The sequence below is a fragment of the Arthrobacter sp. AOP29-A2-19 genome, from assembly GCF_058138025.1.
The window spans coordinates 803,898-824,224 of record NZ_CM176894.1 but is presented as its reverse complement, the minus strand read 5'-3'; the positions used below and the strand labels follow the sequence as shown (position 1 = coordinate 824,224).

22 protein-coding genes are annotated in these 20,327 nt (G+C 70.9%); 9 read left to right on the top strand and 13 right to left on the bottom strand.

The annotated features are described in order from the left end of the window. Positions 1–76: 76 nt before the first annotated feature. From AC3ZJJ_RS03740 to ychF, 3 genes are all read right to left on the bottom strand, one after another. Positions 77–655, bottom strand: coding sequence for a DinB family protein (locus AC3ZJJ_RS03740; RefSeq protein WP_489893920.1), 579 nt, complete (start codon positions 653–655; stop codon positions 77–79). Positions 656–738: 83 nt separating this feature from the next. After that, complete coding sequence (locus AC3ZJJ_RS03735; protein ID WP_489893919.1) at positions 739–1,011, bottom strand: mycothiol transferase; 273 nt, start codon at positions 1,009–1,011, stop codon at positions 739–741. A gap of 116 nt (positions 1,012–1,127) precedes the next feature. Beyond that, on the bottom strand, positions 1,128–2,213 hold the full coding sequence (gene ychF / locus AC3ZJJ_RS03730; protein ID WP_489893918.1) for a redox-regulated ATPase YchF: 1,086 nt from the start codon (positions 2,211–2,213) through the stop codon (positions 1,128–1,130). 54 nt (positions 2,214–2,267) lie between these two features. On the opposite strand from ychF, the gene AC3ZJJ_RS03725 reads away from it, so the two are divergent. Next, positions 2,268–3,533 (top strand): DNA recombination protein RmuC, encoded by a 1,266-nt coding sequence (locus tag AC3ZJJ_RS03725; RefSeq protein WP_489893917.1) that lies wholly within the window; start codon positions 2,268–2,270, stop codon positions 3,531–3,533. A 40-nt stretch (positions 3,534–3,573) separates the two neighbouring features. Here AC3ZJJ_RS03725 and AC3ZJJ_RS03720 read toward each other — a convergent pair whose 3' ends face one another. Both AC3ZJJ_RS03720 and AC3ZJJ_RS03715 read right to left on the bottom strand, forming a co-directional pair. Continuing rightward, positions 3,574–4,668 (bottom strand): 4-hydroxy-3-methylbut-2-enyl diphosphate reductase, encoded by a 1,095-nt coding sequence (locus AC3ZJJ_RS03720; RefSeq protein ID WP_489893916.1) that lies wholly within the window; start codon positions 4,666–4,668, stop codon positions 3,574–3,576. A gap of 10 nt (positions 4,669–4,678) precedes the next feature. Beyond that, positions 4,679–5,587, bottom strand: a complete 909-nt coding sequence (locus AC3ZJJ_RS03715; RefSeq protein WP_489893915.1) for a hypothetical protein — start codon at positions 5,585–5,587, stop codon at positions 4,679–4,681. A 117-nt stretch (positions 5,588–5,704) separates the two neighbouring features. Between AC3ZJJ_RS03715 and xseA the strand changes: the two genes are divergently transcribed. Both xseA and AC3ZJJ_RS03705 read left to right on the top strand, forming a co-directional pair. Further along, complete coding sequence (gene xseA, locus AC3ZJJ_RS03710; protein WP_489893914.1) at positions 5,705–6,973, top strand: exodeoxyribonuclease VII large subunit; 1,269 nt, start codon at positions 5,705–5,707, stop codon at positions 6,971–6,973. Then, positions 6,966–7,199 (top strand): exodeoxyribonuclease VII small subunit, encoded by a 234-nt coding sequence (locus AC3ZJJ_RS03705; protein ID WP_489893913.1) that lies wholly within the window; start codon positions 6,966–6,968, stop codon positions 7,197–7,199. Before xseA ends, AC3ZJJ_RS03705 begins: the two co-directional genes overlap by 8 nt. Positions 7,200–7,205: 6 nt before the next feature. Here the strand turns inward: AC3ZJJ_RS03705 and AC3ZJJ_RS03700 are convergent, their stop codons facing one another. The 7 genes from AC3ZJJ_RS03700 to AC3ZJJ_RS03670 all read right to left on the bottom strand — a co-directional run bounded on the left by AC3ZJJ_RS03700 (position 7,206) and on the right by AC3ZJJ_RS03670 (position 13,398). Further along, positions 7,206–8,177, bottom strand: coding sequence for a PPK2 family polyphosphate kinase (locus tag AC3ZJJ_RS03700; protein ID WP_489893912.1), 972 nt, complete (start codon positions 8,175–8,177; stop codon positions 7,206–7,208). 41 nt (positions 8,178–8,218) lie between these two features. Then, positions 8,219–9,433 carry a pyridoxal phosphate-dependent aminotransferase gene (locus AC3ZJJ_RS03695; RefSeq protein ID WP_489893911.1) on the bottom strand — a complete coding sequence of 405 codons (1,215 nt, stop codon included), beginning with the start codon at positions 9,431–9,433 and terminating at the stop codon, positions 8,219–8,221. A gap of 136 nt (positions 9,434–9,569) precedes the next feature. Continuing rightward, positions 9,570–10,538 (bottom strand): ABC transporter substrate-binding protein, encoded by a 969-nt coding sequence (locus AC3ZJJ_RS03690; RefSeq protein ID WP_489893910.1) that lies wholly within the window; start codon positions 10,536–10,538, stop codon positions 9,570–9,572. Beyond that, positions 10,535–11,239: an ABC transporter permease gene (locus tag AC3ZJJ_RS03685; RefSeq protein ID WP_489893909.1), complete on the bottom strand. Its 705-nt coding sequence runs from the start codon at positions 11,237–11,239 to the stop codon at positions 10,535–10,537. The genes AC3ZJJ_RS03690 and AC3ZJJ_RS03685 overlap by 4 nt, the downstream gene beginning before the upstream one ends. Next, positions 11,236–11,940, bottom strand: a complete 705-nt coding sequence (locus AC3ZJJ_RS03680) for an ABC transporter permease (RefSeq protein WP_489893908.1) — start codon at positions 11,938–11,940, stop codon at positions 11,236–11,238. Before AC3ZJJ_RS03680 ends, AC3ZJJ_RS03685 begins: the two co-directional genes overlap by 4 nt. Continuing rightward, positions 11,927–12,916: an ABC transporter ATP-binding protein gene (locus tag AC3ZJJ_RS03675; RefSeq protein ID WP_489893907.1), complete on the bottom strand. Its 990-nt coding sequence runs from the start codon at positions 12,914–12,916 to the stop codon at positions 11,927–11,929. Before AC3ZJJ_RS03675 ends, AC3ZJJ_RS03680 begins: the two co-directional genes overlap by 14 nt. After that, the gene (locus tag AC3ZJJ_RS03670; protein ID WP_489893906.1) at positions 12,913–13,398 is read right to left on the bottom strand and encodes an NUDIX hydrolase; all 486 of its coding nucleotides are present in this window, start codon (positions 13,396–13,398) and stop codon (positions 12,913–12,915) included. The genes AC3ZJJ_RS03675 and AC3ZJJ_RS03670 overlap by 4 nt, the downstream gene beginning before the upstream one ends. A gap of 68 nt (positions 13,399–13,466) precedes the next feature. Here AC3ZJJ_RS03670 and AC3ZJJ_RS03665 point away from each other — a divergent pair, with 68 nt between their 5' ends. Next, the gene (locus tag AC3ZJJ_RS03665) at positions 13,467–13,958 is read left to right on the top strand and encodes an Lrp/AsnC family transcriptional regulator (RefSeq protein ID WP_489893905.1); all 492 of its coding nucleotides are present in this window, start codon (positions 13,467–13,469) and stop codon (positions 13,956–13,958) included. Here the strand turns inward: AC3ZJJ_RS03665 and AC3ZJJ_RS03660 are convergent. Beyond that, complete coding sequence (locus AC3ZJJ_RS03660; RefSeq protein ID WP_489893904.1) at positions 13,927–15,180, bottom strand: MFS transporter; 1,254 nt, start codon at positions 15,178–15,180, stop codon at positions 13,927–13,929. The two genes, AC3ZJJ_RS03665 and AC3ZJJ_RS03660, sit on opposite strands and share 32 nt — an antisense overlap. 166 nt (positions 15,181–15,346) lie before the next feature. Here AC3ZJJ_RS03660 and AC3ZJJ_RS03655 point away from each other — a divergent pair, with 166 nt between their 5' ends. The 5 genes from AC3ZJJ_RS03655 (at position 15,347) to AC3ZJJ_RS03635 (ending at position 20,291) form a co-directional block, all read left to right on the top strand. Then, on the top strand, positions 15,347–15,826 hold the full coding sequence (locus AC3ZJJ_RS03655; RefSeq protein WP_489893903.1) for an Lrp/AsnC family transcriptional regulator: 480 nt from the start codon (positions 15,347–15,349) through the stop codon (positions 15,824–15,826). 49 nt (positions 15,827–15,875) lie between these two features. Next, on the top strand, positions 15,876–17,666 hold the full coding sequence (locus AC3ZJJ_RS03650) for a tetratricopeptide repeat protein (RefSeq protein ID WP_489893902.1): 1,791 nt from the start codon (positions 15,876–15,878) through the stop codon (positions 17,664–17,666). A 75-nt stretch (positions 17,667–17,741) separates the two neighbouring features. After that, positions 17,742–18,161 carry a hypothetical protein gene (locus AC3ZJJ_RS03645; RefSeq protein ID WP_489893901.1) on the top strand — a complete coding sequence of 140 codons (420 nt, stop codon included), beginning with the start codon at positions 17,742–17,744 and terminating at the stop codon, positions 18,159–18,161. After that, on the top strand, positions 18,161–19,645 hold the full coding sequence (locus tag AC3ZJJ_RS03640; protein ID WP_489893900.1) for a sensor histidine kinase: 1,485 nt from the start codon (positions 18,161–18,163) through the stop codon (positions 19,643–19,645). The genes AC3ZJJ_RS03645 and AC3ZJJ_RS03640 overlap by 1 nt, the downstream gene beginning before the upstream one ends. Further along, the gene (locus AC3ZJJ_RS03635) at positions 19,623–20,291 is read left to right on the top strand and encodes a response regulator transcription factor (protein WP_489893899.1); all 669 of its coding nucleotides are present in this window, start codon (positions 19,623–19,625) and stop codon (positions 20,289–20,291) included. The genes AC3ZJJ_RS03640 and AC3ZJJ_RS03635 overlap by 23 nt, the downstream gene beginning before the upstream one ends. Positions 20,292–20,327 lie beyond the last annotated feature (36 nt).

Genomic DNA, 20,327 nt, shown 5'->3' with positions numbered 1-20,327 from the left:
GCCATTACCGGCAGGTAGTCAAAATTGTTAACCTGTCCGGGCGTGTCACGGTTTCGGAGGCGCCGCACGGTCTCGGCTATGCTCCGGCCTCTTCCGCGGTCCGCTGCAGTCTTGCGCGGTATGCGGCCCACCACTCCCGGTCCCCGCCGGGGAGGTTGCTGGTGCCCTCGCGCAGGCCGGCCGCGCCGTCGAGCGTTTCCCGCACGACGTCGGCATGGCCGGCGTGGCGCGCGGTCTCGGCTATCACGTGGACCAGGACGAGGTGCAGGGTGACGTCGCCCCGGGAGCCCCACCACGGAACATGTCCCGCTGCGTCGAGGTCCCGCTCCGCGATCGTCTGGTCCGCGAACGCCCACGCCCGCCTGTAGAAGGCGACGATGTCCGCGGGCGACTCGTCCGCCGTCGCCCACATGTCCGCGTTGTCCTCGGCGTCTTCGTCGGTCCACGGCATGGGCTCGGAGGAGGGGCGGCCGAAAACCTCGCCGAAGTAGCCGAACTCGATGCTTGCCAGGTGCTTGACCAGCCCCAAGAGGTTGGTCCCCGTGGGGGTGGCCGGCCAGCGCAGGTCCCGCTCCCCCAGCCCCTCGAGTTTCCATAGCACGGCGTCCCGCTGGGTTTGCAGGTACCTGTGCAGCATGTCCTTGGCGTCTTCCATGGGGCCAGACTAAGGGAACCCCTGCCGACCGGTCACGGATCGCGGCGACACCACGGCCTCGGGCGGCGCGGGCGCCCCGGCGATCAGAGCTCCACCGCGCCGTCGATCAGCTCCCGCAGGATGTCCGCGTGGCCCGCGTGCCGCGCGGTCTCCTCGATCAGGTGCACGACGATCGAACGCAGCGGATCGAGGCCGTCTTCTCCGGGATTGGGAACGGCCGCCAGGGTGTCCAACCCGTCGGCGGCCCGCACGATCGCGTCGCTGCGGACACATGCCACCCGGTAGGCCTCGACCAGGTCCGCACGCTCGTCGACCACCATGGACTCGTCCGTGGAGATGGGCTCGTCGAGGAACACCCGCCGCAGCCAGTGCTCCTCGACCCAGGTGAGGTGCTTGATCAGGCCGAGAAGTGTGGCATGGGCGCCAGACTATCCGGCCCGCTCCCCGATGGCCATGGCGCCGACGGGGAGGACTAGACGTTGAAGCGGAACTCCACGACGTCGCCGTCCTTCATGACGTACTCCTTGCCCTCGATGCGGGCCTTGCCGGCAGACTTCGCCGCGGCGACCGACCCGGCGGCGACCAGGTCGTCGAAGCCGATCACCTCGGCCTTGATGAAGCCGCGCTGGAAGTCGGTGTGGATGACGCCCGCGGCCTGCGGTGCCGTATCCCCCTTGTGGATGGTCCAGGCGCGTGTTTCCTTGGGGCCGGCCGTGAGGTAGGTCTGCAGGCCCAGGGTCTCGAAGCCGACGCGGGCCAGCTTGTCCAGCCCGGACTCGGCGTAGCCGGCGTCCTCGAGCATCTCTGCGGCCTCCTCCTCGGTCAGCTCGGCCAGCTCGGACTCGAACTGGGCGTCGAGGAAGATGGCCTCAGCGGGAGCGACGAGGGCGGAAAGCTTCGCCTGCATCTCGGCGTCGGCCAGGCCGGCCTCGTCGGTGTTGAAGACGTAGATGAACGGCTTGGTGGTCATCAGCTGCAGCGGCGCGATCTCCTCGAGGTCCACCTTGGCGGCGGCGGCGCCGGCGAACAGGGTCTTGCCCTCCTCCAGCACCTTCTGCGCGGCCTTGACGGTCTCGATGAACGACGCCTCGATCTTCTTCGCGCGCAGTTCCTTCTCAAGGCGCGGCATCTGGTTCTCGATGGTCTGCAGGTCTGCCAGGATCAGCTCCGTGGAGATGGTCTCGATGTCCGACGCCGGGTTCACCTCGCCGTCGACGTGAACCACGTCGGAGTCCTCGAACGCGCGGGTCACTTGGCAGATCGCGTCCGCCTCGCGGATGTTGGCCAGGAACTTGTTGCCCAGGCCCTCGCCTTCGGAGGCGCCCTTGACGATGCCGGCGATGTCGACGAACGAGACGGTCGCCGGCAGGATGCGGTCGGAGGAGAAGATCCCCGCGAGGACCTTGAGCCGCGCGTCCGGGAGCGGCACCACGCCCACGTTCGGTTCGATGGTCGCGAACGGGTAGTTCGCCGCCAGCACCTGCGCGCGGGTCAGTGCGTTGAACATGGTGGACTTGCCGACATTGGGCAGTCCGACGATTCCGATAGTTAGAGCCACGGGAGAAGAGTCTACCTGCCGCAATCTGTCGGTGGCGGCTGGCAGAGTGGTGACATGGACGCAATCGGTTGGATAGTGGCAGGTCTCACCTTCGTTTTGGGTGCGCTGGTCGGCGCGGCGGCCCTGTGGTGGTTCGGCGCGCGGGCGTCGCTGGCGGGGCTGCGCGAGGAGAACGACGACGCCGCGCGGCGCCTGGGGGACGCGGCGGCCGCTCTCGCCGCCGCCCACGCGGAGAAGCGCATGCTTCAGGGGCGCGTGGACGAGGACCGCGAACGCGGCAGGCAGGACCAGTCCGTGCTGCAGGCGTTGGCGCCCGTGGCCGAGAAGCTCCGCCAGGTCCAGACCCAGGTGTCCATCCTGGAGCGGGACCGCGTCGAACAGTTCGGCCAACTCAGCCAGCAGCTCGTTGTCGCCGCCGAACAGGACGCCGCGCTGCTGCGCACCACGGCCTCGCTGGCCGGCGCCCTGCGCAACAACGCCTCCCGCGGCACGTGGGGCGAAGTCCAGCTGCGGCGCGTTGTGGAGGCCGCCGGCATGCTCAACCACGTGGACTTCAGCGAGCAGACGACCACGCACACCGGGCAGCGCCCGGACCTGGTGGTGTCGCTCCCGGGCGGCAAGTCCGTCGCCGTGGACTCCAAGGTTCCGCTGGGGGCCTATCTCGAGGCGCAGGAGCTGGACACGGACGCGGATCCCGCCGCCCGCGTGCGGCAGCGCGAACTGCTGGCCGCCCACGCGAAGGCCCTGCGGTCGCACGTGGACGCGCTGGGTTCGAAGAAGTACTGGGAATCGGTGCCCGGCAGCCCGGAACTGGTCGTATGTTTCCTTCCGGCGGAATCCTTCCTCGCGGCGGCGCTGACCGCCGACGCCGGGCTGCTGGACTACGCCTTCTCGAGGAACGTGGCGCTGGCCTCCCCCGCCACCCTGCTCTCCATCCTCAAGGGCCTGGCGTTCGCGTGGCGCCAGGAACTGCTGACGGAGAACGCCAAGGCCCTGTTCGACCAGTCGCGGGAACTGTACGAGCGGCTGGGCACCATGGGCGGGCACGTCACGCGGCTCGGCAGCTCGCTGAAGGCCAGCGTGGAGAAGTACAACTCGTTCGTCGGCGCGCTGGAATCCCGCGTGCTGCCATCGGCGCGGCGGATCCAGGAACTCGATCCGGGACTCGGCGCGGATCCGTCGACCCGGACGACGCTGGAGGCACTCCCGCTCGAGGCGACGCCGCGGGTGCTCAGCGCGACCGAACTGCTGGACGAGAGGCAGTTCGCCGACAACGCGAGCCACGGAGACGTGCCGGGCAGGTCCGCCGCCGCGGGGTAGGCGCCGCCCCGGGCCGGACACTGCGACCCGCGGATGGCGGCTAGTTCGTGGGCCGGGAGCCGCGTCCGCCGAGCGCCACCGTGCCGTCGCCGGCTTCCTTCAGCTTGGCGCGCAGTTCCTTGGGAAGCGAGAACAGGATGTCCTCCTCCGCCGTCACGACCTCCTCGGCCGGGCCGAAGCCGTAGTCGGTCAGCAGGCTGAGCACGTCCCGGACCAGGACCTCGGGCACGGAGGCCCCGGAGGTCACGCCGACCGTGGCGACGCCCTCGAACCAGGTTTCGTCGATTTCGTTGGCGTAGTCCACGCGGTACGCGGCGCGGGCGCCGTATTCCAGCGCCACCTCGACCAGGCGAACTGAGTTGGACGAGTTGGACGACCCCACCACCAGCACCAGGTCCGCCTGCGGCGCGATCTTCTTGATCGCCGTCTGCCGGTTGGAGGTCGCGTAGCAGATGTCGTCGCTCGGCGGGTCCTGCAGGTTGGGGAAACGATCCCGGAGGATCCGCACGGTCTCCATCGTCTCGTCCACGGACAGGGTGGTCTGCGACAGCCAGATCAGCCTCTCGGGATCGCGGACCTGAATGGTCGCGGCCTCCTCCGGGTTGTTGACGATCTGCGTGTGCTCCGGGGCCTCGCCGTAGGTCCCCTCGACCTCCTCGTGCCCCTCGTGGCCGATCAGCAGAATTTCGTAGTCGTCCTTGGCGAAGCGGACGGCCTCGCGGTGCACCTTGGTCACCAGCGGGCAGGTCGCGTCGATGGTGCGCAGGTTGCGGTCCTCGGCCGACTGCACTACGGCGGGGCTCACGCCGTGGGCGGAGAAGATGACCAGCGCGCCCTCGGGAACCTCGTCGGTCTCCTCCACGAAAATGGCGCCGCGTTCCTCGAGCGTGGTCACCACATGCAGGTTGTGGACGATCTGCTTCCGGACATATACGGGCGGCCCGTAGTGCTCCAAGGCCTTCTCGACGGCGATGACGGCCCTGTCGACGCCCGCGCAATAACCGCGCGGCGCCGCGAGCAGGACGCGCTTGGGACCCTCGACGGGAGCGGCGGCCGCGACGTCCTCGGGGCTGCGCCGCCGGCGTGGGACCTGCGGCATGGGCACGGAGACCGGAACGGTGGCGGTGGTAGGCATGCCTTCAATTCTAGCGGGTCGGACGCCGACGGCTCAGGGCGTGGGTCACCATCGAGACGACCACCACAACGGCACCGGCGGCCGCGGTCCACGCCCCCCAGGGAACCAGCTCCGTCCCGAGCCCCGACACCAGCGTGTCCCGGACCAATCGGGCCAGCGGATCGCCCCCGGGGTCGGTGCCCGCGGCCGCTCCGGACGCCGCCAGGTCGGCGGCCCACAGCCAGGCGGCCAGCCCCGCTCCCCCGGCGACCGCTCCGCCGAAGGCCAACGCCAGCCAGCGGCGGCGTCCCGCCACGGCGAGTGCCAGCAGGCACACGGCCGCCGATCCCGCCGCGTACCACCCCCACTGCCCGGCCTGCGCCACGGCCGCCGCGATGGGCCGCTGCAACGGGTCGTCCTCCGCGGGCACGCCCAGGTCCACACCGACGGTCTGGTCCGACGAAACGCCCTCAACGAGAGCACCCAGGCCGAAGGCTCCAGCCGCATCCCTCAATTGCTCGTAGCCGAGGGACACGATGGGTCCGAGGTCCAGGACCACGCCGGCGTTGTCCGCGGTTCCCTCCTGGACCATGCCGAGTTGGGCCACGTAGTCCTCCCGCGTCAGGTCGATGCTCTGAAGCCACGCGTCCTCGAATCCGGGGGCCGCCGCCACCTTCTCGACCGCCGCGGTGGCCGCGCGTTCGAGCAGCGGCTCGGCCGCCGAGGGCAACGCGATCTGCCCGGGGACCTGCTCCGTGATGGCGGCCACCAACCGCGGCGCCAAGGCTTCCGCCAGCGCCGGATCCTTCGCCAAGGGGCCGGCAATGCCCCGCATGGGTCCCGCGGTCGTGGCCAGTCCGTCCACGAACGCGCCGGCGACGCCCAGGCAGGCCAGGGTGGCGGACGCCAGCATCAGCAGCGACGCAAGAATGGCGCGCATTGAGGCTCCCTTCAGGGGCCGCCGGGGGTGGCTTGCCCGTTTTGTCCCACCTTACTGATATTGATTGGGGGATCGGATTTACCGGTCCACTCGCACCAAAGCACAGGGAGGACTGCCGTGGACGACCAACGTGCGGACGTTTCCTCGCTGCCCGCGACGGCAGCGGAGACCACGCCGGATTCGCCCTGGCCGTTGCGCGTCTTCTCCGAGAAACTCAAGGCGCACATCGAGCGGTCGCCCGACGTCTGGATCGAAGGCCAGCTCCTCGAGGCCAACATCCGCAACGGACACGCCTACCTGACCATGCGCGACGTCGACGTCGAGTACTCGCTGTCGGTCAACGTCTGGGCGTCGGTGATGCGGACCCTGGACTCCCGGCCGGAGGTCGGCGCCCGGGTGGTGGCGCGCGTGCGCCCCAACCTGTATCTGAAGACCGGGCGGCTCTCCATGACCGCCTCCGACCTGCGCCCCGTGGGCCTCGGGGACCTGCTGGCCAGGCTGGAGCGGCTCCGCCAGTCCCTGGGCGCGGAGGGCCTCTTCGACCCTGCCCGCAAACTGCCCCTGCCCGTGCTCCCCCACCGCGTCGGGCTAATCACCGGCCGCAACTCGGACGCGGAGAAGGACGTGGTGCGCAACGCGTCGCTGCGGTGGCCCGGTGTGGAGTTCGAAATCCGGAACACGGCCGTCCAGGGCGTCAACGCCGTCCGGGAGATCGTTGCCGCCCTGCGCGACCTCGATGCGATGGAGTCGGTCGACGTCATCGTGATCGCCCGCGGCGGCGGCGCCCTCGAGGACCTCCTGCCGTTCAGCGCCGAGGAACTGGTGCGCGCCGTCGCCGCCGCCGGCACGCCGGTGGTCAGCGCGATCGGGCACGAGGCGGACCGGCCGATCCTGGACGACGTCGCCGACGTGCGCGCCTCCACCCCCACCGACGCGGCCAAGCGGATTGTCCCGGAGGTCGGCGAGGAGCGGAAACGGATCGAACAGGCCCGGCTCCGCCTGGACCGCGCTGTGCACCAGTTCGTCGAACGCGAGTCCCACCGCGTCGAGTCGCTGCGGAGCCGGCCCGTGATGGCCAATCCCGCGGGCATGGTCGACGTGCGCGCAGAGGACGTCGCCCGGTGGCGGGGCCGTTCCCTCCAGTCCATGCGCAACGCGCTGGCCCGCGGGTCCGACGCCGTCGCCCACTTGCGCGCGCAGGTGCGCGCCCTGTCGCCGCAGCAGACCCTGGACCGCGGCTACGCCGTGGTCCAACGCGCCGGCGGTGCGGTCGTGAGGGACCCGGCCGAGGCGCCCGCCGGCACCGAACTCGCGGTGCGGGTCGCGCGCGGACGCTTCGCCGCCGTCGCACTGGAAACCACCACCGAAGGGACACCCCATGACTGAGAACCAGCCCAACGCGGACGTCGCACAGCTGAGCTACGAGCAGGCGCGCGAGGAACTGGTCGCCGTGGTCTCCCAGCTGGAGGCGGGGGGCGTCAGCCTGGAGCAGTCGCTGACCCTGTGGGAGCGCGGCGAGGCCCTGGCCGCGCGTTGCGAGGCGTGGCTGGAGGGGGCGCGGCGGCGCCTGGAGGCAGCGCGGAACGGCGCCGGCGAGACACCGGACGCGTAGCGCGCGCTAGTCGGTTGACGCGGCGAGCCTCCGCTTCTGCTCCTCGACGTCGAACGTGGCCGGCGGCCACCGCGGGTCGATGTCCGCGAGAGCGTCGATGAGCAGCTGCTGGACGGCGATGCGCGCGTACCACTTCCGGTCCGCCGGGACCGCGAACCAGGGGGCCTCGTCCGTGTCGGTGCGCCGGATCGCGGTCTGGTAGGCGTCCATGTATTCGTCCCAGCGTTCCCGCTCGTCGATGTCCGCCGGGTTGAACTTCCAGTACTTGTCCGGGCGCTCCAGCCGCTCGGCGAGGCGGTCCCGCTGCTCCGACTTGGAGATGTGCAGCATCACCTTGACCAGGCGGGTTCCGGACGCGGCCACCCTGGCCTCGAACTCGCGGATCGCCCCGTAGCGCCGTTCGATCTCCTCCGCCGGCGAGAGCTCCCGGACCCGGTGGATCAGCACGTCCTCGTAGTGGGACCGGTCGAAGACGCCGATGATGCCCGCCCCCGGAAGTTCCCTCTCGATCCGCCAGAGGAAGTCGTGGGACTGCTCCTCCTTCGTCGGCGCCTTGAACGCGCGGTGTCCCACCCCCTGCGGGTCGACGGCCCCGATCACGTGGCGCACGATGCCGCCCTTGCCGGCCGTGTCCATGGCCTGGAGGATCAGCAGCACACTCGCCTTCTCCCCGCCCCCGCGGGACGCGGCGAAGAATCGCTCCTGCAGCTCGCTGAGGACCCCGTCGGACGCGGCGAGGGTCGCAATGCCGTCCTCCTTGGCGCCGGAGTAGCCGGGAGAGGAGCCCGGGTCCACGGCATCCAGCCGGAGGTCCTTCCCGGCGCGCAGCACTTGGCCCGGCGGGACATCGAATCCCTTCGCGTCTCCGGGCGGGACCGGGGCGTCCTCGACCGCCACGGACCCGGGGCCGCTCTTGCCCTTGCCATTCTTGCCGTTCCCGTTTTTGCCGTTGCCGTTCCCGTTCTTCTTGTCTCCCATGCGCACACTATGCCACCGGCGGGGCGCGGAAGGGGAGGCCGTCAGACGCGGATGTCCTCCAGGTATTCGGCGATCCTGCCCACGGCGTCAGTGATGTCGCGGACGTTCGGCAAGGTCACCAGCCGGAAGTGGTCCGGGGCGATCCAGTTGAAGGCGCGGCCGTGCGAGATGAGGATTTTCTGCTGCTTCAGCAACTCGAGCGCGAACTGCTCGTCGTCGCGGATGTGGTAGACCTCGGGGTCCAGCTTCGGGAACAGGTACAGCGCGCCCCGCGCGGGCTGGCAGCTGACTCCGGGAATCTCGTTGAGCAGCCGGTGCGCCACATCGGTCTGCTCCTTCAGCCGGCCGCCGGGCAGGATGAGGTCGTTGATGGACTGGTACCCGCCAAGCGCCGTCTGGATGGCGTGCTGGGCCGGGACGTTGGCGCACAGCCGCATGTTGGTCAGGAGGTTGATGCCCTCGATGTAGTCGCCGGCGAGGTGCTTGGGACCGGAGATCGCCATCCACCCCGCGCGGAAGCCGCACACGCGGTACGCCTTGGACAGCCCGGAGAAGGTCAGGATCAGGACGTCGTCTGCCAGCGACGCGGTGTTGATGTGCACGGCGTCGTCGTAGAGGATCTTTTCGTAGATCTCGTCGGAGAAGACCACCAGGTTGTGCCTGCGCGCCAGTTCCAGCATCCCCTGGAGGATGTGCTTGGGGTACACCGCGCCGGTCGGGTTGTTGGGATTGATGATGACCATGCCCTTGGTGCGCGGGGTGATCTTCGCGGCCATGTCCTCCAGGTCCGGCAGCCACCCCTCCTCCTCCACGTTGAGGTAGTGCACCGGCGTGCCGCCCGCCAGCGAGACGGAGGCCGTCCAGAGGGGATAGTCGGGGGCCGGGATCAGGATTTCGTCGCCGTTGTTCAGCAGCGCGTTCAGGCTGAGCGTGATGAGCTCGGAGACCCCGTTGCCGAGGTAGATGTCGTCCACCCCGATGGTCTGGATGCCGCGCGTCTGGTAGTACTGCGAGACGGCCGTCCGCGCCGAGAAGATGCCGCGGGAGTCGCTGTAGCCCTGGGCCGTGGGCAGGTTGCGGATGATGTCCACCAGGATCGCGTCCGGCGCCTCGAAGCCGAACGGCGCGGGGTTGCCGATGTTGAGCTTCAGGATGCGGTGGCCCTCGGCCTCCATGCGCTGGGCGTGCTCGAGCAGCGGTCCACGGATGTCGTAGAGGACGTTGTGGAGTTTGGACGACTGCTTGAATTCTGGCATTTTCCTAGCTTCTCACAGCGGCCGGGCGCGGCTGTGGATTGTGATCAATACAACGCGAGGCGCCGCCTCCGCACCCCCTGACGGGGATACGACGGCGGCGCCTCGTCGCCTTTCCCGCGCTGCCGCGGGCCCCGCGCTACTGGGTGAAGCCCTTTTCCTGGAGCCACTCGGCGGCCGCCTCGGCGGGCTCGAGCTTGGCGTCCCCGGAGACGGAGCGGTTCAGGTTGATCAGGTCCTCGGTGGTCAGCTCCGCGGACACGCGGTTGATCTGCTCGGCCGCGGCCTCGTCCACCACGGACGAGTTGACCAGCGGGAGGACCTGCTGGGCGATGAAGTTGTTCTTCGGATCCTCCAGCACCACCAGGGAGTTGTCGGCGATCGAGGGGCTGGTGGTGAAGATGTCCGCCACCTGCACCTGGTCGCTGATGAGCGCCTTCACGGTCAGCGGTCCGCCGCCGTCGGCGATCGGCTCGAAGGCCTTCGGCGTGCAGGAGTACTTGGACTCGAGCCCCGGGAGGCCGTAGGCGCGGGTCTTGAACTCCGGCGGCGCGCCGATGGTGAGCTCGCCGCAGACCTTCGCCAGGTCCTCGATGCTCTTGAGCGAGTACTTGGTGGCGGTGGCGGAGGTGACCACGAGCGAGTCCTTGTCCTCGGCCGAGGACGCTTCCAGGACACCGAGGCCCTCGGGAAGCGCGTCGTCCAGCGCGGTGCGGATGTCCCCGGCGGAAACCTCGGTGGCGTCGGCGCTGAAGAAGAGCAGCAGGTTGCCGGAGTAGTCCGGCACCACGTCGGCGGAGCCGTCCTTGACGGCCTCCACGTAGGCCTCGCGCGCGCCGATGCCGGGCTTGGTGGTTGCCTCGATGTCCGCGGCGTTGAGCGCGCCGGCGTAGAGCTCGGCGATGATCTGGCTCTCCGGGAAGTCCGCGGAGCCGATCACCAGCGGGCGGTCGACGCCGCTCGCGGTGGCCTGCGGCGCGTCCGTGGCCAGCGGGTCGCCGCCTCCGCCGCAGGCTGCGAGGGACAGCGTCGCGGCAAGCCCGGCGGCGAGGCCGAAGGCGGCACGGGTGCGGAAGCGCGGTCGGGAAGTGGGGGTCTTGCGGTTCATGGTTTTCCTCCGGAATGTGTGGCAAGGCCCGGCGAGACGGCAAACTTCTGAACTACCGCCAGCACCGCATCAACAACAATAGCCAAGATGGCGATGGTCACGGCACCGCCCAGAACCTGACCGTAGTCCCGCACGGCGATGCCGTCCATCAGGAACCGCCCCAGCCCGCCCAGGTTGATCACGGCGACGACGGCGACGGTCGCCAGGATCTGCAGGACCGCCAGGCGCAGCGCCCCCATCAGGACGGGCAGCGCGTTGGGCACCTCCACGCGGAAGAGCACTTGCGGCTCAGTCATTCCAACGGCCCTCGCCCCGTCCACCACCTGCTTCGGAACGGCACCGATGCCCGCCGCGGTGCCCGCCAGCAACGGGGGCACGGCAAGCAGGACCAGGGCCCAGATGGGCGGCATCACGCCGAGCGTGCCGGACAGCAGGATGAACAGCGTGACCATGCCCAGGGTCGGCAGCGCGCGGAGCATGCCGGCGGCCGCCACCACGCCAACCCGGCCGCGGCCCGTGTGTCCCACGTACAGGCCGATGGGCAGGGCGATCGCCAGGGCGATCGCCAGCGTCAGCCCCGTGTAGGCGATGTGCTCGCCGGTCCGCACCCAGATGCCCCCGGGTCCGGACAGCGTCCCGGGGCGTGAGAGCCAGTCGGCGAACTGGTCCACGGGACCGGCGGGAAGCCGGACGCCCCTCACGCCGCGCTCCCGACGTGCGCCGGGACCACGACGGCGGCCACGGCCACCGGGACCGAGGAACGCGCCCAGGGGGTGGTCAGCCGCTGCAGCCCAACGAGCGCGAGGTCCATGACCAGCGCCAGCAGCAGGGTGGCGACAATGCCCACCATGATCTCGAACGGGAAGTTGCGCCGCAGGCCGTCCATAAAGAGCGTGCCCAGGTTCTCGATCCCGATCAGCGCGCCAACGCTGACCAGCGAGATGTTGCTGACGGAGACCACGCGGAGCGCCGGGAAAAGCACGGGCAGCGACAGCGGCAGGTCCACGGCGAAGAAGCGCCGGAACGGCCTGTAGCCCATGGCGTCCGCGGCGCGCAGGATGTCCGGGTCCACGGACTCCAGAGCGTCGGCGGCGCTGCGCACCAGCAGGGCCACCGCGTACATGGTCAGCGCGACGATGACGTTGGCGGGGTCCAGGATCTGCGTCCCCAGCACGGCGGGCAGCGCCACGAAGAGGGCCAGCGATGGGATGGTGTAGAGCAGTGCGCTGAGCTGGATCACGGTGCCGCGCACGGCACGGCGGCGGCGCGTCCCGTTCGCCCGCACGGCGCGCGCCAACGGCACCGAGATCAGCGCCGCGAGCAGCAGGGGCAGGATGGACTGGACCAGGTGCGAGCCGGAGAGTTCGAGCACGCGGTCCAGGTTCCGGCTAAGCCATTCCATGGGTCCCCGTTTCCGCGTCGGAGCGCTCGAGCGCCGAGACGACGTCGGAGGCGCGCGCCACTCCCGCGTCCCGGCCGTCCGCGTCGGTCCCGACGGCGATCCGTCCCGGCGAGGCGAGTGTGGCGTCCAGCGCGGCCCGCAGCGAACCGGAGACCGGGAAGCGGATCGCGGAGGCCAGCGCCCCGTCGTCGAAGCCGTCGAGGGGGTGCAGCGGGACCGACGCCGCGTGTTGGAAGGACAGCGCGCGGAAGCCGCGGTCGCGTCCCACGAAGCGGGCCACGAAGTCGTTGGCCGGCGCGGTGAGCAGTTCCTCGGGCGGCGCGAACTGGTGGAGCACTCCCCCGGTGCCGAAGACGGCCACCTTGTCGCCGAGGAGCACGGCCTCGTCGATGTCGTGCGTCACGAACACGATGGTCTTGGACAGCTCGGCCTGCAGCCGCAGGAGTTCCTTCTGCAGTTCCCCCCGAACCACGGGATCGACGGCGCTGAACGGCTCGTCCATCAACAGGACGGGCGGATCGGCGGCGAGCGCGCGGGCAACGCCGACGCGCTGCTGCTGGCCTCCGGAGAGCTGCCCGGGGTAGCGGTCCGCCAACGCCGGATCCAGCCCCACGCGCTCCAGCAGGCCGCCGGCCGCCGCGCGGGCCGCGGACTTGGAGACGCCGTTGAGCCGGGGAACCGTGGCCACGTTGTCCGCCACGGTGCGGTGCGGCAACAGTCCACCCTGCTGCATCACGTAGCCCATGGAGCGCCGCAGTTCGTGCGGCGGCACCGTGGAGACGTCCCGTCCGTCCACCTCGATGGTCCCGGAGGTCGGATCCACCATGCGGTTGATCATGCGCAGCGAGGTGGTCTTGCCGCACCCCGAGGGCCCGACGAAAACGGTGATCTGCCCGGCCGGCACGTGCAGGTTGAGCCCGCTGACGGCGGGCGCACCGCCGTCGTACCGCTTCTCGATGTTCCTGAAGTGGATCATGTGCTGCCCTCCGACTGGTTGGCGTGGTAGAGGCCGAGCGCGTGGTCCACGCGCGTGGTGCGTTCGAGCTTGGCGACGTCCGCGAGGTCGAACCACGCCGCCTGCGTGGTGGTGCCGTCCGCCTCGTGCGCGAGCTCGCCGCCGACGATTTCCGCGCGGTACACCACGGCGACCGTCTGCAGCGGCCGCGCCGCGTTGTGCAGGCGCAGCTCCGCGGTGACGTGGCCCGAGTCCACCCCGAGAAGTCCGGTCAGGCGGACGTCGTAGCCGGTTTCCTCCGCGACCTCGCGCACGGCCGCGTCCTCGATGGCCTCCCCCAGCTCCACCCCGCCGCCCGGCAGGGTCCAGCGCGGGGAGAACTCGGGGGCGGACGCGCGCATGTCCCAGAGCGCCAGCAGTATCCGGCCCTCGCGCACGACGACGCAATAGGCCGCAAGCCGGGTGTCGAACCCGCGGTACGGGACCGCCTCAGAGCTGGTCATTTGACCAGCGTACTGTCCGGGACGCGCCCCGTGGAGCGGCGCGGCGTGGACTGTGGTGGAATATCTCCATGCCCCCCGCACCGCATAGCCCGGCCACGGTTGCCCTCGACGACGTCGACCGCCGCATCATCGACGAGCTGCTCGCCGATGCGCGGATCAGCAACGCCGCCCTGGCTGAGAGGGTGGGGATCGCGCCGTCGACGGCGCTGCTGCGGACGCGGCAACTGGTGGAGCGCGGCGTCATCCTGGGCTACCACGCCGAGCTGTCGCTACCGGCCGTGGGCCGAGGCGTTCAGGCCCTCATTGCCGTGAAGCTCCGCGTCCACGACCGCGTGGAGATCGACAGGTTCACATCGAAGGTGCCGGGACTGCCCGAGGTGCTCTCGATGTTCCACGTTTCCGGCGGCACGGACTACCTGCTCCACGTGGCGGTCGCGTCCACGGACGCCCTGCGCGACTGGGTGCTGGACAACCTCGCCACCGAAAAGGCGGTCGGACACACCGAGACCACCCTGGTGTTCAACCACGTCAAGGGGCAGACGGGCCCGCTGCGCCCCTGACGGCTGTTGCCGCGGCAACGCCCAGGCACCCGAGTGCGCAGCACAAGGCAAATCCGTTCACGGCGGCCGGAAGGCCGAAGGCGGCGGCCGCGAGACCCAGGCCGAGCACCGGGACGGCGCTGCCCAAATACGTGACCACGTAGACCGTGCTGATCACTTGGGCGTGCTGGGCCGCCGGGACGCTGGCCGCGACGTCGTTGAACGCGCTGCGGAACGCCGCGCCCTGCGCCAGTCCCGCGAGGACGCTGGCGCCGACCAGCAGCTCGAGGCTGCGGAGCTGTCCGGCGACGGCCAGCAGCACGATCCCGGTCCCCATCAGGGCGAGCGCCGCGGGCAGCAGGCGGCGGTGCGCACGGCCGAAGAGCTGGCTCGTCGCCGAGGCGGCCAGCGTCAGGGCCGCGAGGACGCCGGTCAGCGGGCGGGACTCGATGCCGAACATTTGCGCGAAGTATGTGGGAGCGAGGGATAGCCCGAAGCCGAACAGCGAAAAGCTCAGGAACCCCACCACCGCGGCGGTCCAGAACTGGGGGCGGGCCTCTGCGCTGAGCCGCAACCTGCGCGGGCGAAGGGCCAGCGGCGCCCCGCGGCCCGGTGCCGGCGCCAGCGCGGGGCGGGCACGCAGCGCCCAGAGCGGGACCAGGATCGCCGCCAGCAGGACCCCGTGCACCAAGAACGGCGTGGCCGTAGGGGAAGGCAGGCCGCTGAGCAGTCCGCCGGCGACGGGCCCGGCCGCGACTCCCCCGGCCGAGGCCAGCAGCGTGAAGCGGCTGGCCCATTCCGGGTGCAGGGGCAGCAGCTCGCGCAGCGCCGCGCTGCTGGCGCCGGTCGCCAGCGCGATCGCGGCACCCTGCAGGGCGCGGCCGGCCACCAGCACGGACAACGAGGGGGCGAAGGCGAAGACGAGACCCCCGGCCAGTCCCACGCACACCGCCAGCACTAGCGCCGCCCGGCGCCCGATGTGGTCCGACCAGTGTCCGTAGAGGACCAGGCCGGCGATGAGCGCGAGCACGTAGGAGGAGAACGCCAAGGTGACCGCGAACGGCCCCAGGGCGAGTCGCTCCTGCAGCAACGGATAGATGGGGGTGGCCAGGTTGGCGCCGACCAGCAGCAGTGTCATCACCGCGCCCGTCAGGACCAGGCGGGTGCGCACGGAGGCGTCCCAGCCGTTCCGCGCGGCGAAGTCGCCGGTGGCGCGCATGCGCAGCTCATTGATGACGGTCATGGTGCCTTCCGGGTCCGGACGCCGTTCGGGTGCGGCCGGCGGGGGTCTCCAGCGGCCGCGAACAGTCCCAGTGTGCGCTCGGCGTGACCACGATGCGTCGAAACATGGTGCAGAATTGATCACAATCGTCAATATCCACCCCGACTGTGACGCGATGGGAATCAGAATGTCCAACCTGGACGACCTCGAGATCAGGCTCCTCCTCGCCCTCCTCGAGAACCCGAGGGCGCAGATCGGCGAGCTCTCGGAAACCCTCGGCGTGGCCCGGAACACGGTCCAGTCCCGGCTGCGCCGGCTGGACCGCGCCGGGCTGGTCCGCAACGGGGGCCGCGACGTCGACCTCACGGCGCTCGGCTTCGACGTCCTGGCCTTCATCACCATCGAGGTGGCCCACCGCGAGCTCGACGGCGTGATCGCCGCGCTCCGCCGCCACGAGCAGGTCCTGGAGGTCCACGAGATCTCCGGGCGCGGCGACATCTGGTGCCGCGTGGCCGCCCGCGACACGCACAATCTCCAGGCGGTCCTGCGCGCCATCCTGCGCATCCGCGGAGTCATCCGCACGGAAACGTCGCTTGCCCTGAGCGAACACATTCCCTACCGGGCGCAGCCCCTGCTCGGCAAGCTTGTTGACGGGGCCAGGCAGTAGGCTGGAGGCAAGCCCACCGCACCCGGCGACCCACAAGGAGGCGCCCCGATTGTCAGCCCTGGCCGAGCGTTTGCACGGCATCCTGACCGAACCACAGCCCAACCCCCTCGCAGCCCCCGCCGACGCGCAGGGTTGGCTGGAGCTCGCCTACGAGCGGGCCTACGGCGAGGACCACGACGGCGCCGTGCGCGCCGCCGAGGCGGGACTGGCGCTGTGCGGCGGCGACCCCGAATCGGGCGAGGGCATGGGAGATCCCGAGACGGCGCTGTCCCTCTGGGGCGTGGCGGCCTCCGTGCGCCACATGTCCGGGGAGGAGGACGCCGCGGCGAGCGCCGCCGGCGCCCGCGTGGCCCTGCTGCGCCGGCTGGGGCGCCCCCACCAGGCGGACCTCGAGGAGCACCTCGGCCCGCTGCTGTTCCGCGAACCGCGCCCCGAGGAGACCCCGGTCCTGGAGGCCGCCCTCGCCACCCACGCCGCCTCCGGCGCACCCGAATCCGTGCTGGCCGACGTCCGGCTGCCGCTGGCGGTGTGCCGCTACGAGGCCGGCGAGGAGTCGGCCATGGAGGACCTGGAGGCCTGCGCCTCCGCCTACCGCGAGGGCGGCCGCAGCGAAAGCGAGGCCGGCGCGCTGCTCTACCTGGCCCACGGCTATGCCAAGGCGGGTCGCCCGGAGGACGCCCTCCGCAAGGCCGACCAGCTGCTGGAGCTGCCCGTCAACAAGGCCATGCGCGCGGCCGTCTGGATGGTCAAGGCCACCGCCAACGCGGACCTGGACCGGCCGTTGGAGGCGGAGGGCTGCGCCGTTCGGGCGCTGGAACTCTACGCGGGGGCGGGGGTCCGCCGGGGAGCGGTCTCGGCCGCCGCGCTGGTCGCAAACCTGTCCTCGCTGTCGATGGACCAGGAGTCGGCCGTGACGGCCTGGCGCATCGCCGTCGAGCAGGCGGAGCGCGGAGAGTTCGGCGAGACCTGGGCCGTTCGCCTGGCCCTGGGCAACCAACTGCTGGAGGCGGAGGAGTTCCTCCTCGCCGAGGAGGTCCTGGACCACCTCGGCGCCTCCCTGGAGCAGAGCGGCAACTTTTCCGACCAGGCGCGGACGCTGATGTCGCTCGGGCACTGCCTGCGGCACCAGGAGCGCGACGAGGAGGCCCTTGCCGCGTGGGAGCGCGCGGCCAAGCTCTTCGAGGACCAGCAGTTGCCCGGCGACGCCGCCCGCGCCCTGCTGGCCGCCGGGACGTTGCTCTCCGGCGAGGACAACGCGTCCCTCACGCTGCCTTACTTCGAGCGGGCCATGTCCTTGGCCCGGCGCGCGTCGGACAGCGATCCGGGCGTCCTACCCCAGGCGCTGCACGCTCTGGGGCACGCGCTCTGCGAGGCGGGCGACCCCGACGGGCTGACCACGCTGGACGAGGCCATCCGCCTCGCCGACGAGCACGGCGCCGAATGGCACTCCGCGGACTTCCGCGACACCCGCGCCCGCAGCCTCTGGGCCCTCGGCCACGGGCCGGAGGCGGTGGCAGCGGCGCTGGAGGCGGCCGACCTGTTCCGGGAGGCGGAGGACGACGACGCCGGCGGGAACGCGGAGCTGTTCGCGGCGCACGTCCTGACGGAGACCGGCCGCGGCGAGGAGGCCGTCCCGCTGTACCGGCTGATCGCCGAGGAACACCGGGACAGCGTCGCGCACTTCTACGCGGCCCAGCGGGGGTTGGCCGAGGTGCTGGCCGGACAGGGGCTGCCGGTCCAGGCCGAGGAGGCCCGCCGCGCCGCGGAGGATGCCCTCCACGACAACGAGGCGGACCCCGACGGCGATCCGGGAGCCCCGTCGTCGTCACCGGACGACTAGCGTGACGTCCGCGGTCGGCGGTGCCCGAGCGGTCCTCTCATCCACGTCTCATGTGCCGCGGGTCTAATGGATCCCATGCTTCCCCGCACCATCCGCCCCCTGCTGGCCGCCGCCGTGGCCGCGTCGGTCGTCGCCATCGCCGTGCTGCTCGGCCTGGCCCTGGGCGCCCCGCAGCCCGTGGACCTCGGTCCTGGCCTGAGCGCCTCCGGGCCGACCGGCGAGAAGACGGCGGGGCCCTCGGCGCCGTCCTCGAGCGCGGCGCCCTCGACGGCGCCGCTGTCCTCGGCCAAACCCTCGTCCGCCAAGCCCTCGGCTTCTTCGCCCGCCGCGTCCTCCTCGGCCGACCCGTCGTCGTCGGCCACCAGACCGGCGGCCCCGAGCACCGCCGCGCCGGCGCCGCGGTCCCCCGAACCCGTGAGGCCGGCCCCGCCCGTCGAGTTCGACGACGACGACGATGATGACGGTGACGACGACGAAAACGACGGGGACGACTGATGCCGCCACGACCACCGCTGGCGTGGCTGGGAGGGCGCAGCTCGGTGGGCGCCCGCATCCTGGCCTCCATGGTGCTGCTGGCCCTCCTGACGCTGCTCGTGGCCGGAACCACGTCCTATGGCGTGCAGCGCGGGCAGGTGGCGGAACGGATCGACGATTCCCTGACCCGGTCGGTCCGCGAGTTCCGGGTGCTGGCCGAGGACGGCGTCGATCTGGAGACCGGGCGGCCGTTCACGACGGCCGAATCGCTGGTCTACGTGGCCATGCAGCGGACGCTGCCGGCCTCCAACGAGGGCCTGATGGCCCTGGATCCGCGCGGCGTCAAGTGGCAGGCGCCGGAGTCCGTCCAGCTTCGCCTGGAACAGGACAGGGAACTCGTCCGGGCGCTCGTGGGCGAGGGGCCGCCCGAACGGGTCGTCCTGCGCAACTTCGACACGGCGGCGACCACGTACCGGCTGGTGGTGGTGCCGGTGCAGCTTTCCTCCGACCAGCGGCCCATGCTGTTTGTCCTGGCCTACGACACCAAGGCGGCGCTCGACGAACTCAACCAGACCTACGCCGTGTTCTTCGCGGCCGGACTGGGATCGCTGCTGCTCGCGACACTGCTCGGCGGCGTGCTGGTGTCCCGGCTGCTGCTGCCGCTGCGCGAGCTGCGCCGGACGGCGGAGAACATCACCGAGCACGATCTCGACGAGCGCCTCGCCGTCTCCGGGACGGACGACCTGGCCGACCTCTCCCGCACGGTGAACCACATGCTGGACCGGCTGCAGCTCGCCCTGCGCTCCCAGCGCCAACTGCTCGACGACGTCGGCCACGAGCTGCGCACGCCGATCACCATCATCCAGGGGCACCTCGAGCTGCAGGACAACGCCGACGAGGACGACGTCGCGCAGACGCGCACCATCGCCTTGGACGAGCTGGACCGCATGACGCTGCTTGTGGAGGACCTCGTCACGCTGGCCAAGTCGGACCGCGCCGACTTCGTCGCCCCGGTCATGGTGGAACTCGACCACCTCCTTGACGACGTCCTCGACAAGGCGCGCGCCCTCGGGGACCGGCAGTGGATCGTTGAGCGCAGGGCGCACGGCGCCCTGGAACTGGACCAGCGGCGCATCACCCAGGCCATGCTGCAGCTCAGCCAGAACGCGGTGAAGTTCTCCGCCCCGGGCTCCACGGTGGCCCTCGGATCGTCGCTGCTAGGAGACCAGTTGCGGCTGTGGGTGCGCGACGAAGGCGTCGGCATCCGGCCCGAGGACCGCGAGGAGATCTTCAGCCGCTTCTCCCGCGGGAGCAACGGCAGCCGCGCGGAGGGATCGGGTCTCGGCCTGACCATCGTGCGGGCGATCGCCGTCGGCCACGGCGGAACCGTCCGCGTGCAGTCAACGCCCGACGTCGGATCGACCTTCTATTTGGACCTACCACTGAGGGGCTTTGTCTCCCCGCCGGAAGAAAGGGACGGGCATGAGCCAAATCCTGATTGTTGAGGACGAGGAACGCATCAGCGCGTTCGTTTCCAAGGGGCTGCGCTCCGCGGGATTCCAGCCCACCGTGGCCGTGACCGGCGCGTCCGGTCTGCACCTGGCGCAGACCGGTGACTTCGAGCTGGTCGTGCTGGACCTGGGCCTGCCGGACATGGACGGGTTCGACGTGCTGCGCGCCCTCCGCCGCGGCCTGAACGACGTGCCGGTCATCATCCTCACGGCGCGCTCCGGCGTCGAGCACACGGTCGAGGGGCTCGAAAGCGGCGCGGACGACTACATGGCCAAGCCCTTCCGCTTCGAGGAACTGCTGGCGCGCGTCCGGCTCCGGCTACGCCCCGAGGCGAACGGGTCGGACCTCGAGGGACTGGAGCACAACGGGCTCTCGCTGGACCTTCGGTCCCGCCGCGCGACGGTCGGCGGACGCGGGATCGACCTCTCCGCCCGGGAGTTCGCCCTGGCCGAGGCGTTCCTGCGCAACCCGGGCCAGGTCCTCAGCCGGGAGCAGCTGCTGTCCCGGGTCTGGGGCTACGACTTCGACCCCTCCTCCAACGTTGTGGACGTCTACGTGCGCTACCTGCGCAACAAGCTCGGCGCCCACCGCTTCGAGACCGTTCGCGGCATGGGCTACCGACTCTCCCGCGGCGCATAGCGCGGAGGCCGGCGCGTCCGGCGCGTCGCGACCAAC

Excerpts from the sequence above, each read along its gene's own strand:
- AC3ZJJ_RS03740 (WP_489893920.1), bottom strand. The coding sequence starts at position 655 with ATGGAAGACGCCAAGGACATGCTGCACAGGTACCTGCAAACCCAGCGG.
- AC3ZJJ_RS03725 (WP_489893917.1), top strand. The coding sequence starts at position 2,268 with ATGGACGCAATCGGTTGGATAGTGGCAGGTCTCACCTTCGTTTTGGGT.
- AC3ZJJ_RS03720 (WP_489893916.1), bottom strand. The coding sequence starts at position 4,668 with ATGCCTACCACCGCCACCGTTCCGGTCTCCGTGCCCATGCCGCAGGTC.
- AC3ZJJ_RS03715 (WP_489893915.1), bottom strand. The coding sequence starts at position 5,587 with ATGCGCGCCATTCTTGCGTCGCTGCTGATGCTGGCGTCCGCCACCCTG.
- AC3ZJJ_RS03705 (WP_489893913.1), top strand. The coding sequence starts at position 6,966 with ATGACTGAGAACCAGCCCAACGCGGACGTCGCACAGCTGAGCTACGAG.
- AC3ZJJ_RS03700 (WP_489893912.1), bottom strand. The coding sequence starts at position 8,177 with ATGGGAGACAAGAAGAACGGGAACGGCAACGGCAAAAACGGGAACGGC.
- AC3ZJJ_RS03695 (WP_489893911.1), bottom strand. The coding sequence starts at position 9,433 with ATGCCAGAATTCAAGCAGTCGTCCAAACTCCACAACGTCCTCTACGAC.
- AC3ZJJ_RS03690 (WP_489893910.1), bottom strand. The coding sequence starts at position 10,538 with ATGAACCGCAAGACCCCCACTTCCCGACCGCGCTTCCGCACCCGTGCC.
- AC3ZJJ_RS03680 (WP_489893908.1), bottom strand. The coding sequence starts at position 11,940 with ATGGAATGGCTTAGCCGGAACCTGGACCGCGTGCTCGAACTCTCCGGC.
- AC3ZJJ_RS03675 (WP_489893907.1), bottom strand. The coding sequence starts at position 12,916 with ATGATCCACTTCAGGAACATCGAGAAGCGGTACGACGGCGGTGCGCCC.
- AC3ZJJ_RS03670 (WP_489893906.1), bottom strand. The coding sequence starts at position 13,398 with ATGACCAGCTCTGAGGCGGTCCCGTACCGCGGGTTCGACACCCGGCTT.
- AC3ZJJ_RS03665 (WP_489893905.1), top strand. The coding sequence starts at position 13,467 with ATGCCCCCCGCACCGCATAGCCCGGCCACGGTTGCCCTCGACGACGTC.
- AC3ZJJ_RS03660 (WP_489893904.1), bottom strand. The coding sequence starts at position 15,180 with ATGACCGTCATCAATGAGCTGCGCATGCGCGCCACCGGCGACTTCGCC.
- AC3ZJJ_RS03655 (WP_489893903.1), top strand. The coding sequence starts at position 15,347 with ATGTCCAACCTGGACGACCTCGAGATCAGGCTCCTCCTCGCCCTCCTC.
- AC3ZJJ_RS03645 (WP_489893901.1), top strand. The coding sequence starts at position 17,742 with ATGCTTCCCCGCACCATCCGCCCCCTGCTGGCCGCCGCCGTGGCCGCG.
- AC3ZJJ_RS03640 (WP_489893900.1), top strand. The coding sequence starts at position 18,161 with ATGCCGCCACGACCACCGCTGGCGTGGCTGGGAGGGCGCAGCTCGGTG.
- AC3ZJJ_RS03635 (WP_489893899.1), top strand. The coding sequence starts at position 19,623 with ATGAGCCAAATCCTGATTGTTGAGGACGAGGAACGCATCAGCGCGTTC.